Source organism: Paucilactobacillus suebicus DSM 5007 = KCTC 3549 (assembly GCF_001434475.1).
Lineage (GTDB): Bacteria > Bacillota > Bacilli > Lactobacillales > Lactobacillaceae > Paucilactobacillus > Paucilactobacillus suebicus.
In genome coordinates, this window is record NZ_AZGF01000005.1 from 1 (window position 1) to 12,932 (window position 12,932).

9 protein-coding genes are annotated in these 12,932 nt (G+C 37.3%); 1 reads left to right on the forward strand and 8 read right to left on the reverse strand.

Annotated features, from left to right (window positions below; genetic code table 11):
* Positions 1-71: 71 nt before the first annotated feature.
* The 8 genes from FD16_RS03100 to FD16_RS03135 all read right to left on the reverse strand — a co-directional run bounded on the left by FD16_RS03100 (position 72) and on the right by FD16_RS03135 (position 11,036).
* The gene (locus tag FD16_RS03100) at positions 72-1,034 is read right to left on the reverse strand and encodes a 3'-5' exoribonuclease YhaM family protein (RefSeq protein ID WP_033385817.1); all 963 of its coding nucleotides are present in this window, start codon (positions 1,032-1,034) and stop codon (positions 72-74) included.
* On the reverse strand, positions 1,031-3,580 hold the full coding sequence (locus FD16_RS03105; RefSeq protein ID WP_010621991.1) for an ATP-binding protein: 2,550 nt from the start codon (positions 3,578-3,580) through the stop codon (positions 1,031-1,033). Before FD16_RS03105 ends, FD16_RS03100 begins: the two co-directional genes overlap by 4 nt.
* Positions 3,570-4,799, reverse strand: a complete 1,230-nt coding sequence (locus tag FD16_RS03110; protein WP_010621990.1) for a metallophosphoesterase family protein — start codon at positions 4,797-4,799, stop codon at positions 3,570-3,572. Before FD16_RS03110 ends, FD16_RS03105 begins: the two co-directional genes overlap by 11 nt.
* Before the next feature lie 62 nt (positions 4,800-4,861).
* A complete protein-coding gene (locus FD16_RS03115; RefSeq protein WP_010621989.1) occupies positions 4,862-5,206 on the reverse strand; it encodes a YlbF/YmcA family competence regulator in 345 nt (114 codons plus the stop codon).
* Positions 5,207-5,284: 78 nt separating this feature from the next.
* The gene (locus FD16_RS03120; protein ID WP_010621988.1) at positions 5,285-7,444 is read right to left on the reverse strand and encodes a PBP1A family penicillin-binding protein; all 2,160 of its coding nucleotides are present in this window, start codon (positions 7,442-7,444) and stop codon (positions 5,285-5,287) included.
* Between the two features lie 214 nt (positions 7,445-7,658).
* A complete protein-coding gene (locus FD16_RS03125) occupies positions 7,659-8,132 on the reverse strand; it encodes an arginine repressor (RefSeq protein WP_010621987.1) in 474 nt (157 codons plus the stop codon).
* A 104-nt stretch (positions 8,133-8,236) separates the two neighbouring features.
* Positions 8,237-9,925, reverse strand: coding sequence for an arginine--tRNA ligase (argS, locus tag FD16_RS03130; protein ID WP_010621986.1), 1,689 nt, complete (start codon positions 9,923-9,925; stop codon positions 8,237-8,239).
* A 289-nt stretch (positions 9,926-10,214) separates the two neighbouring features.
* A complete protein-coding gene (locus FD16_RS03135) occupies positions 10,215-11,036 on the reverse strand; it encodes a Cof-type HAD-IIB family hydrolase (RefSeq protein ID WP_010621985.1) in 822 nt (273 codons plus the stop codon).
* 158 nt (positions 11,037-11,194) lie between these two features.
* On the opposite strand from FD16_RS03135, the gene FD16_RS03140 reads away from it, so the two are divergent.
* The gene (locus FD16_RS03140) at positions 11,195-12,901 is read left to right on the forward strand and encodes a hypothetical protein (protein WP_010621984.1); all 1,707 of its coding nucleotides are present in this window, start codon (positions 11,195-11,197) and stop codon (positions 12,899-12,901) included.
* The last annotated feature ends 31 nt before the right edge of the window (positions 12,902-12,932 follow it).

Below are 12,932 nucleotides of genomic sequence, written 5' to 3' on the forward strand. Positions count from 1 at the left end.
AAATCTATCAGTACCAAATATTGTAGAACCATTTAAAAACAACATCACTCAAAATGAGTGATGTTGTTTTTTTAATCTTTTTTATCAGAACGGTCGTTAGGCTTATAAAAGCTCCTTTGATCCATTCCAAAAATTCTTTCTGAAAAATCACCATTTGGAGTATGCTTCAGGGCCGTTTCAATCATCATAATTGATGCGTCCATTTCATCTAGTCGATGTAAAATTTCAGCTTCCAAAAGTCGTGGCCTCACCGGTGAACCATATTCCAATAGTCCATGATGGGATAAAATCATGTGGCGTAAAAGTAACACGTCTTCCTGTTCAGGATTAATTTTCAAGGTTTGACATGCCGCAACAATCTCACCGTCAGCAATCGAAATGTGCCCGACCAAATTTCCGGCAGTTGTGTAACTCGTTGACACCGCACCCGATAACTCTACTGTTTTACCGATATCATGTAAAATAGTGCCAGCGTATAACAGAGCTGCATTAATACATTCGTATTGATTAACAACTGCTTTCCCAAGTCGCAACATGGACAATGTGTGAAATGAAAGGCCTCCCGCAAAAGCGTGGTGATTGGTCTTAGCTGCCGGATACACAAAAAACTCATCGTGATGTTTCTGTAGTAAATTTCGGACAATTCTTGCCCAAGTTGGTTGCGTAATATCGAAAATAAATTGATTAATTTCATCCTCAATTTCTGACCTTTTTTCGGGTGCGTGAGGCATAAAGTAGTCAGCATCATGAGGCTCAGTTTCTTTGGCAAGTCTTAATCCAATAATTTTTACCTGTGGCTTTCCCTGGTAATTTTCTCTTTTTGCATTTAAACGAACTACTTTGCCGGGTTGAAATAGCACAACGTCTTCATCACTAGCATCCCAGTACATTCCCGGTAGCTCCCCAGATTGGTCTTCAAATACAAAAGCGATAAATTTTTTTCCATTCTTGGCCGTTCGTTTATCTGCACTTTTAATTAAAACAAAAACGTCCATTATTTCATCAACTTTAAAATCATAAAGTTCGGCCATCATCTATTCACCTGCATTTCATTCAAATTAATTATTCTCGAACCGACTTTGTCTTTAACGCTCTTACTTGAGGTAAAATATAAAATTTGATTATTATGACTGAGTGTATCTAATAAAGTTAAAACTGCATCTCGTCGCTTCTGGTCGAAATTAACAAATCCATCATCGATAATTATCGGTAAGTTTACCTCATGACTCATCACAAAAGCAAAACCTAGCCTTAGTGAAACGTACAATTGTTCAGCGGTACCTTGTGATAATTCGCCAACGTCAAAGCTAGTTGAATCGTTAGATACTACCCTAATAATATCATCTTCTAATTTTATGTCATCATAATGACCGTCAGTCAATAAACTAAAATACTGTTTTGCCTGGGAGATAATCTGTGGGAAACGATCCGATGTCGCCAATTGCAATGCTCGATCGATCCAATTAGCAGTTAGTCTGGTAGTTAACCATTTTTCGGTTAAATCATTAATTTGCTCTTGTAAATTTGCTTGCTGTTGACGAAGCTTCGTTAGAGAACCATTTTGTGCCATTTGGTCCGCTTTAACCCGATTTCTAACCATTTTTTGACGATCAGACTCCGTTTTTGTCTCAGTTTCATTAATATCGTTTTTGAGTGCATCCACGGATTTATTTAAACTTTCTTCATTTTGAAATTGATCAAGTTCTTGTACTTGATTGGCATCCAGCTGATCAGAAAGCGCGCTTGATCTTTCTTGAGCGACAGTCGATTTTAAAAAGTTATCGTAATACAAATCAAAATCATGATCATTACTTAAATTAAATCGAGTGTATATGGACTGCTTTTTTGTCGAAACTTCTTGAATTCGTTGGTTTAGTTGTTCAATTTGATCTTCCAAAACATGTTTTCTTTGCTGTTGGCGTTGACGATCATTAATAAATTTCTTTTGTGAATCTATCAATAAATTAATTTTATTAATTAATTGCTCAGTAGATTCATACGGTCCGATAGCTGCTTGAGCAAAGCTTGCAGACTGTTCAAATTGATTTATTTTTAGATTAATTTCTCGTAGTTTTGCCGCATCTTGGCTGATTTGACGGTCCAATTCTTGCCCACGGTGTAAGTCACCTTGCATTCTTAACCACATACTGCTTTTAAAACCGCCTAAACCATACTTTTGTCCAAAAATTACTAATTCCCTTTTATTATTTTGGGAAGTATTTGAATAATCATCAATGATGTCAGCCTTTTTGTTTGTATTTAGGCTTTTCCATATCCAAATACTAAGGACAACTATCCCAATGCCAATAATTTTAATCAGCCAAGAGCTTCCAAGAATTAGTGCCAAAATGCCAATTACACCCATAATCAATGGAATCAGTGACGATTGAGTAGTTACCGATCTACTTCTGCTGGTTCTTGAATTACTTTCTTCACCATTATCATAATAATCATTTTCAAGTTTCTGTAACTCAATGACTGCTTGCTCATCAAGCGGACGGGGCAACCGATTTGTTTCATAACGAGACAAAAGCTGTTGTTTTTCGGACTGCTGATTTCTTATTTTACGTTGAAGTTCACTCTTTTGATCAAGCTGCATTTTAATGCGAATACCGTTTTCTCTTAGATCAGTTAATTCCTGGTCATTGTCAATGTAAAATTGTTGGTTTGTTTCATTCTGATCCATAAAAGATGAATCAGCAAGCTTCGCCCTAGCCTGACTAATTTGACGATCAATTTCAGTGATATCGGCCCTCAATGCCTGAATTTCAGCGATGTCATCATTGCCCATGAATTTGGTATCATCTTCATTATTGACTTTCAAATTTTTTAGTCGATTGTAAACTGGCCACAATCGTTTTAGATTCAGTAAATTATCATATTCAGATTTTAACGATGTTATCTTATTGGTGTTATCGTCGATATCCCGTTTTAACCGATCTGCGGAGATCAGCAGTTCTTCATATTGATCGTATTCGTCTTCAAAGTTCTGAATTTGCCTGTCGTTATCTTCGTAACTTTTTAGCAGTTGGTTCAATTCAGGCTTTATCCCTCGCACTTTATAAATATTATCCGCCTGCTGATTCAAGTGATTTATTTCATCGATCCAAGCTTGGCTACCTATTGCACCCACTCTTTTTAATTGGCTTTCAAATTCATTACTAGTTAACTGAAATATTGAATTCAAATCCTGTTGGGAGAACTTATATATCGCAGAGTACAAATTTGAATCAATATTTCTGAGCATACTGTCAAGCATTGAATTGGGAACCTGATCTCCCAATTCGTTAGTGATCGTTAGCTCACCACCGTTCTTACCCTTAATTCTTTTTATTTGGTAGGTTTCATCGTTGTTTTTGATTTTAATCCAACCACCATATGCTGCACCGTTTTTTGGCAAATATTGCTCATAAGGCTGATGTCCGTTGGCAAATCCAAATAACATACTGACGATGAATGATGCCAAAGTTGACTTACCAGCTTCGTTTGATCCTGTTATAACCTGTAGTCCATCATTTAATTCAAAATTCACATTTGACCATTTTCCGAATCCTGAAATGTGCACTTCTTCAATCCTCATGTCGATGCCCCTTCCGCACAGTTTCATCAATGTATGATACAGATTTATTTTTTAACAAGGAGACGGCATTTTCATTATTAAATTTTTTTTCAATAAAGTCTTGTGAGAATAGCTTATCGGCTAATTCTGCGATGGCTTTTATTTGAAAGACCTCATCAGAAGCATTTAGCCAGAAATGTTGATCGATACCTGAAATCTGTGGTATTTCATCTGTCTTTGGTAATCGTATTTCAAATGGCCAGTAATGATAATTTCTATTTTTAGCCATCATCTGCATTCTCGCCAAAATTGCTCCATTGGCAAGTTGTACCCTAAATGATTCACTTTCATTATTTATTGATGTGATGCTCACAGACACAAGTGTTGGAATATCTTGGTTATCTATAGTATCTGAAACTACGCTTTCAAAACGTGTCAGAAATTCATTGATTGTCTCGTGCTTGAGTAGTTTTATTGAAATGGTCTGCCAATTAATTGTGGAAACGGCGTGAAATTCAGGCACTAACTGTCTGCCACTACTAGTGACAAGGTAGTATCCTTTTTCTCCTGTTTCATTTTTGTGACGACCTTGAGTGTTTCCACTATAGACAATAGGTGGGGTATCGTTCAAAATTTGACGCTTATGAATATGACCAAGCGCCCAGTAATCATACCTTTTTGACTTTAATTCATCTAACGAAAATGGCGCATAATTATCTTGCTTTGCTGTCCCGGAGGCTATCGCACCATGGAGCATTCCAATATGCCAGTCACTCATAGATGAGTGCAATGGATAGTCAACAACTTCATCGCTATTAATCCAACGACTAGCGTAACTAAAGCCACTGATAGCAACCTTTTCACCAGATCTAGTTGTCAATGTCTTAGTTTCTACAGAATTTTTAAACACATGTACGTTATCGGGCATTAAAACGTGGTTTGATTCAACATTTTGATAATCGTGATTGCCATAGCATAGATAAACAGGAATATTTTTTTTATTTAGCCGCTCGCACTGGCTAACAAAGAAGTTTTCTGCGGCCATACTGTGCTCATCACGATCAAATATATCACCTGCAATGCAGATGAAGTCAACGTTTAAGCTAATTGCATCGTTTATTATTTGTTCAAATGACTTAAATGTCGAATGGTAAATTTGATCCATCAAATCCTCAGGCACATGCTTAAGGCCCAGAAATGGACTATCTAAGTGAAGATCCGCAGTATGGATGAATTTCATTATTATCAATTCCTTTTTATCAAAAAAGCTGAGACAGCAATTTAATGCCACTCAGCTTTTTATTAATCTTGGTACAATTCTTGAATTGGTTTTGTGATGACATTATTAAGATCACTTAACAGCTGGTCAATTCCACGTTCCTTATCCATTAAATTTTGAATTGCATCAACTTTGCGAACTTTTTCGGCCATTTCTTGAATATCTTTGATCTCATCATCGGATGGCTGTTGACCCGTATACTGTTTTTGTTGAAGTTGCATTTGTTTATTCTGAAAGTCCTTGAATAAGCTAAACGTGTCAGCATCCTGCTTCATATCTTCATAAGCTTTCTTTAAATCAGCATATTGCTGAGTTTCACGCAAATCACGTTCCATTTGATTTGCTGAATCGTAAATGTTTACTACCATTTTGTACCTCCTAAAATATGTTATGTTTCATTTTACCATAGACAAAGGTTAAATTGGGAGCGTTTCATCACATACAAACTAAGGATTTAATATTGATTTAGCATCGCTCCAAAGTTGTGATGCTTTGTCTTTAACTGTACTTGCCCCCTGGGTAACCTTATCGCCTGACTCTGATGCATTGTTAGCAATATTATCCCAAATACTTGAAGCAGACGATGAATCTGTGCTAGACGATGATGACTTGTTAGCTGCCAAAGTATAAGCATCCTTAGTATCAAATGCTGTTTGTTTCGTGTTGGGAAGCATTTTGGTTAATTCGGTCTTAAATAAAGTATTGGTGTTCCGATAAGTTGTGTCAGGAAGAGTATGGCCTACACTAGTGCTGTCATAGCCTTCCCATGTTGCAACTACAATATCAGGTGTATATCCAACAATCCATTTGTCACGTTCAGAATCTTGTCCATTTGTAACATCGGATTGTGTACTTCCTGTCTTACCGGCAACAGAGTAGCCATATGGTTTAGCAGTTTGCCCCGTTCCATGATCAAACACTCCGAGCATCATGCTGGTCATTTCTTTATCAATCTTCTTTGAAAGAATGCGCTTCTTTTTGACCGTGGTATTGTTAACAATTACTTTGCCAGACGCATCAACTATTTTGGTAATGAAGTGCGGTGTTGTCTTTACGCCATCATTAGCAAAAGTGGTATATGCCCCTGCCATTTGTTCTGGTGAGACGCCTGTTGAAAGTCCACCAAGGCCTAAAGCTAAGTTTTTATCTTTCTTAGTTACCGGTAGACCAAATTTCTTAACTGAAGCATAGCCATTATCAACACCAATTTTATTTAGTAACCAGACAGTAGGCGCGTTTAAGCTTTCTGCTAATGCTTTATACATAGGCACCTTGCCACTATACGTATCATCATAATTTTTAGGCGTGTAATCGTTTGTCCCATATGACTGTTTCTTATCAGTCAAAGTTGAATCATAGAAATAACCGTGTTCCAGAGCTGGTGCATACACAGCAATTGGTTTAAGTGCCGAACCAGGTTGACGCTTCATTTGGGTAGCTCGGTTGAACCCACGGAAGACATGGGTACCACGCCCACCAACAACTGCCAAAACACCGCCATTATTTGGATTAACAGCAATTGAAGCGGATTGAACCATTGTTCCATCACTGGCGTTACTTGGAAAATTACTGTCGTTCTTGTAAATATTCTGCATAATTTTTTGCTGAGACTGATCCAAAGTAGTGTAAATTTTATAGCCCTTATTCATGATATCAGACTCAGAAAGACCATATTTACTTATTGCTTCACTGATGACGGCATCAAAGAAGTATGGATACTTGTAAGTATCGGTCTGCTTGTATCCATTAGTAACAGTTAGAGGTGTTTTTTTGTATTCGTTTGCCTCAGATTGCGTTAGCTTTCCATTTTCGACCATCAACTGAAGAACGACATTTCGTCTTTCTTTTGAAGCCTTAGGATGTGCTACAGGATCGTATCCACTTGGAGATGTTAACATACCGGCCAGTACAGCAGATTCTGGAACCGTTAATTCACTGGCATTACAATCAAAGTAACGCTCGGCTGCGTCTTGAACACCCCAAACTCCGTTGCCAAAATACGCATTGTTCAAATACATCGTCAAAATTGCTTTTTTTGAATATACGTTTTCAACTTCAATAGAGATGAAAATTTCCTTTGCTTTTCGCGTAAACGTTTGCTGCTGTGTCAAATAGGCGTTTTTAACTAACTGCTGAGTTAAGGTGCTCCCACCACCTGAAATATAGTCTCTACCTAACACTTTATTTTTAGCATAAAGGAAAGCAGCTCTGGCAATTCCTTTAACAGAAAACCCATGTTCGTGGTAGAAATTTCGATCTTCAGTGGACAGTACTGCATTCTGAACATTTTTAGAAATCTTATTCAAAGAAACATATGTCCCTTTTTGTGAATAAAGGCTACCTGCAGACTTACCATTACGATCGTAAATCATAGTTGGTTTTTCCAGTGTGGCTTGCAAATTGCTTACATGAGATGTTTTCGCCACTCCGGTCAAATAAGTACTCAAAATTAAAAATAGCGTTAATACGACAACGATAATCCAACGAGTAATTTGAAATCTACGCCATAAGCGTTTAATTAATTGCTTAAATTTCCCCCACAATGGGGCAAACCATTTATTGAATTCGTTAAGCCATCTTTTAAATCTTGATGGTTTATTTTCCATATTTATGTTCCCCATTCATAAGTAATCAAGACTAATTTTATCATAGATCAGAGCATCAACATGAACGAGAGGAGCATTTTACGATTATTTAAGAAAAATTATATGATTAAACCATGTTTTTGACCTCAATAATTGTATATTGCAAATTGCTTGATTGCAATATACAAAAAGCCAGACATCAACAATTTTGAATTGCATCAGTCTGACTTATATATTAATTTCCCAAATAAAGATCAGGATTTACATGACTAACAATCTTATCATTAAACTGCTTTGCCACATTCTCGTTTGGACTAACAATAAAAATCGTGTCATGACCAGCTAGTGTTCCTGCCACTTCTGGAAGATTTAGATCATCAATTATTGCAGCTAATAAATTACCATCACTAGGGAGCGTCCGGACAATATTCATAAACTCTACCTGAGTAATATTCGTAACTACCTCGTAGATTGTATCATAAAGTCTTAACTCTTCACTCTTGTTACCAGCCTTAAAGATCGTGTAACGTAAGCTCCCATTACCATCTGCAGCCTTAACAATCTGCATTTCTCTAATGTCACGAGAAATGGTTGCCTGAGTGGCCGTAATATCATTATCCTTTAAACGCTGCATCAAATCATCTTGAGTTGTAATTGTATACTGATTAATTAATTGTTCGATTTTTGCTTGTCGTACAGATTTTTTCATTCAGCGACTTCCTCCACTAAACATTGGATCGTTTTTTACTTAATAATTGAATATTAATACACATTTAGCGAATTTACAAGCATATTTTCTAATAATTATTCAAATTACATTTCATCTGGTGCTTGGACACCCAACAATGATAAGGATGACTTTAAAACATCACTAACTGCAGTAACTAGTGCCAGACGTGCGAGCTTTTCATCATCATCAACTAAAATTTTTGTATGAGCGTAGTATTGATTGAAACCTTTAGCAAGTTGAAGCGAATATTTAGCGATTACTGATGGTTCATACTCGCGGCTTGCTCGTTGAACAGTTTCACCAAATTGACCAAGCATCTTAATAACTTCCCAAGCGTCTGCATCACCTAATTCCATGTTGACGTTCGTTAGATCGGGATTGCCAGCCTTTCTCAAAATACTCTGTGCACGGGCGTTAGCATATTGAACGTATGGCCCCGTTTCTCCTTCAAAACGAACAACTTCTTCAAGATTAAAATCAAAGTTGTTAAGTCTTTCATTCTTAAGATCGTGGAACACCACGGCTCCAACACCAACTTGCTTAGCAACCTCGTCAGCATTTTTAAGGTCTGGATTCTTCTCCGCAATTTGCTTACGTGCAAGATTAATGGCGTCATCTAGTACGTTTTCAAGTAATATTACTCGTCCTTCACGGGTAGATAACTTGCGACCTCCCTGGGTAATAAGACCAAAAGGAATGTGGTGAATGTCATCTGACCAGTCAAATCCCATTTCCTTTAAAACAGCCTTGAGTTGCTTAAAGTGGTTTTGTTGCTCGTTGCCGACAACGTAAAGAGACTGAACAAAGTTATAGGTCCTCTTGCGGTAAATTGCTGCTGCCAAATCACGGGTAATATATAGCGTTGCCCCATCAGTCTTTTTAATTAAAGCAGGATTTAAATTGTATTTTTCAAGATCAACAATTTCAGCACCTTTGCTCTCTTGCAATAGTCCCTTGTCTTCCAACATTTGGACAACCTCGTCCATCTTGTCATTATAGAAAGCTTCACCGTTGTAAGAATCGAAATCAATCCCTAGCAGGTCATAGATTTTCATGAATAGTTTTAATGATTCTGAACGGAACCATTTCCACAAGTATGTGGCCTCTTCATCCCCATCTTCCAGTTTTCTGAACCAAGCACGGGCATCATCATCGAGTGCCGGATTTTCCTTATCTTCTTGATGAAAACGCACATAGTACTTTTGTAATGTGTTAATTGGATCAGCTTTAACTTCTTCTTCGCTACCCCACATCTTGTAGGCAGCCATTAATTTACCAAATTGTGTGCCCCAGTCGCCAAGATGATTAATCTTAATCGGATTGTAGTTAACTTTAGTTAAAATATTAGCTAAAGAGTTACCAATTACCGTTGAACGTAGATGTCCCATTGACATTGGTTTAGCAATGTTTGGTGATGACATATCAATTGGTACATTGCCGCCGTTACCAAGATTAGCATTACCATAGTTTTCAGGATCAGTAATAATATCAGATAAAATACCAGCAGCGATTTGTGCCTTATTTAGAAAGAAATTAATATATGGTCCAGCAACCACAACATTTTCAAAACCGCTTTGATCAATTTCTTTAACTAAATCTGCAGCAATCATTTGGGGTGCTTGATGCTTAATCTTAGCTAAGAAAAATGTTGGAAAAGCGTAGTCCCCATTTTTATTATCTTTTGGTCGTTCAATTTTTGATTCAATATCTTCTTGGTTAACGTCTGGTAATGCTTTTTTGATTGCTTCAACAACTTGAGTTTTTCCGTCCATGCTCGTTCCTCCATAATTTAAAATTACCACAAAAAAAGTCCCTAACAGGCAATATTGCATGCCTATCAGAGACGAGACTTCCCGCGGTACCACTCTACTTGAAATAAATTCCACTCATATATTTAAATCTACCTAGAAAGCACGCTTCATCATTCAATATGACCCGTCTTACACCATCACGAGCTCGCTAACATATTAATCATGATTACTACTCTTTCATCGTTGGAATAGTTTTACACTCGACATATTATAACAAATCGTCATTTAAAAACAAGCTAATAATTAATTACTAACTAAGTAACCGATCCAAAACTGTTAAAACACCATCTTTGTTATTGGATGGTGCGGTCTTATTAACCAACTTTTTAATGCTGTCTTTTGCATTATCCATGACGTATCCGTGAGGAGTCATTGTTAACATTGCCAAATCATTTTCATTATCACCAAAGGTCATAATCTCATCGTTTTTAACACCGTACTTATTTTGTAAATTCCTTAATCCGGTGCTCTTATCGACATCAGCCAACCCTATTAGTTCGGTATTAAATCCGGAATTTAAACTTGCCAGTTTCTTGGGCAACAAACTCCTTAATAACTGAACCTGACTATCAAAGTTGTCGCTGCTGGCAAATGAAAGCCCAACTTTAACAATTTGATCTTTGAATTTACCTTCAGTGTAATTCAAAATTTCAGGAATTCGGCTAAGCTTGGCATAGTAACGATTCTTAAGTTCAAAAATTTCTTGTGGTTCACTTTCATCCATGTAGGCGCCAGATTTACCGGTGACCGTTGTTGACGCAACCGGCATCTGAAAATGCTCCTTAATAATCTTGAGCAACTGCATTAACAAATCATTTGGAATTTCTTTGACAGATAAAAATTGATTTTCGCTGTAGACAATCGATCCATTCTCCGAAATAAAATCTATCTTATCTTTCATTTCGCCAAATTGATCCTGCAAGCGACTTAATTGTGATCCACTGGCAGCGACGAAATGGATACCTCGCTCAACCATCTTTGATAGCTGGCTTTTGAATCGTTCTCCGTCATATGTATTATCATCTCTTAAAAATGTGCCATCCATGTCAACCGCCACAAGTTTGATAGTCATTCTTAGCACCCCTCAATCGTTAGTCAACAAACATTATAACGACATTTTTAAAATTAAGCCAGTTTAAAACACGGATATGATAAGTATTGAAGTAGTATATATCATACCAATCCTTTATAATGATAAGTGGTAACGCATTCATTTATGGGAGGATTTTTATGCTATACATTTTGGTACTCAGTTTTATTGCCCCAATACTAGTCTACCTGTCGTTCGTTTTTCATCCAAAGGCAGGATCTCGCGTTAAGAAATACGGTTTGATTTTCTTAATCGTTGAAGCAATCGTATATAGTGGCATTATTTACTTTCAATTGCCATCGCGAAACGTATTATCACTATTAATAGTTAATTTCGCAATTGGCGTTTTAACAGCAGCAATTTTAACTGGTTTAACGGTCCTTTTCACTGATCAAGAAATGATCACACCACGCATTGGTGCCGTAATTTTATTAATCATTTTTATTGTGTTTATTGGTGGTGAATGGCACTCTAACTTTTTCCTTCAGCCTGTCGCCAAAAGCGTCAATTCAACAGTCAAAAAGAGCAGTAAGGCGCCCACCTTTAAGAAAGGAGTAACACCGGTAGCACTAGCACCCAGCACAATCAAAAATCGAATGAATAAGAACATGAGTGATGTTCCGAATTCACAGTACTTCCACCTTGGGGAGATTCAAGCGCAGTACTACCATGGCAAACCTGTTTACATTGCCCCAGTTGAGTTTGACAGTATCTTTAAATACTACACGGCTGGGCAGTCAACGCCAGGTTACTTCATTATTAATGCGACGTCACTTTCAGCGGAGCCCAAATTTGTTAAGACTAAATTGAATTACACGAATACATCATATTTTAACCGAAAGGCTCAGCGAATTATGTACCGCCACTATCCTGAGTGGTTGGTGGCTGATGGTAGTAATCCTCAACTTGAAATTGATGAAAATGGCACTCCATACTACGTGCAAACCATGTATAAACCAATTCCTCTAAGTCATCGGATTGACTATTCTAAACTGCATGTGGTGATTATGAACGCTAAAACTGGCAAAACTAAACTTTACACGTTGAAGAGCCTGCCTAAATGGGTTGACGAAGGAATTACAACGGAAGTCGCCCATTCAATGAATACCGCATTTGGTGAGTATCAAAAAGGTTGGATCAACTATACAATCTTTAAAAATGGGGTTCAACGACCAACTAAAAAGAGTGTTATTTCAACATTTAATAAGAACGGTCAGATTGAATACTTTAATGATTTTACCAATCCAAAAACGGAAGCCGATAGTGCACTTGGCTATTCAATGATCAATGCTCGAACAGGTAAATTAACGTATTATAAGACCAGTGGAATCATGGATTCAGTTGGTGCCTCAGAAAATGCTAATAATAATTATAAAGCACAGCAATGGACCGCAGCGATGCCTGTAATTTATAACATTTCTGGCCATCCAACTTGGGTACTATCGATTCTTGATAATACGCACGCGTTCAGAAGTTACTACTACATTAACGCTGCAGACCAATCAATTCATGCAACTGGCGATACAGCTAATGAGGCGTTAGACAATTACAATCAAGCATTAATTGACGGACATGAAGGAGGAGCTACAAATACCTCTAACAGTGCCAAAAAGACACTTAGCGGCACCGTCGATCGTGCGAGTGTTACCACAAGTGATAACAAATCTCTGTTGCTATTCACATTGAAAGACGACTCTCATCACACGATTTATACTGTTCAGAGTGATGACTACAAGAGTGCGGCCCTGACTCAATCCGGCGATAAGGTTAACTTTAAGGTGCAAATCGAAAATAATAAGGCAGTCGGTTACGTATCTGCATTCAAAAATAGTAGTCTAAATAATTAGAGCATGAAAAAAGAAGCCATTTCTGGCTTCT

Coding starts and splice junctions, on each gene's coding strand:
- FD16_RS03110 (WP_010621990.1), bottom strand. CDS start 4,799: ATGAAATTCATCCATACTGCGGATCTTCACTTAGATAGTCCATTTCTG.
- argS (WP_010621986.1), bottom strand. CDS start 9,925: ATGGACGGAAAAACTCAAGTTGTTGAAGCAATCAAAAAAGCATTACCA.
- FD16_RS03125 (WP_010621987.1), bottom strand. CDS start 8,132: ATGAAAAAATCTGTACGACAAGCAAAAATCGAACAATTAATTAATCAG.
- FD16_RS03140 (WP_010621984.1), top strand. CDS start 11,195: ATGCTATACATTTTGGTACTCAGTTTTATTGCCCCAATACTAGTCTAC.
- FD16_RS03135 (WP_010621985.1), bottom strand. CDS start 11,036: ATGACTATCAAACTTGTGGCGGTTGACATGGATGGCACATTTTTAAGA.
- FD16_RS03120 (WP_010621988.1), bottom strand. CDS start 7,444: ATGGAAAATAAACCATCAAGATTTAAAAGATGGCTTAACGAATTCAAT.
- FD16_RS03115 (WP_010621989.1), bottom strand. CDS start 5,206: ATGGTAGTAAACATTTACGATTCAGCAAATCAAATGGAACGTGATTTG.
- FD16_RS03100 (WP_033385817.1), bottom strand. CDS start 1,034: ATGATGGCCGAACTTTATGATTTTAAAGTTGATGAAATAATGGACGTT.
- FD16_RS03105 (WP_010621991.1), bottom strand. CDS start 3,580: ATGAGGATTGAAGAAGTGCACATTTCAGGATTCGGAAAATGGTCAAAT.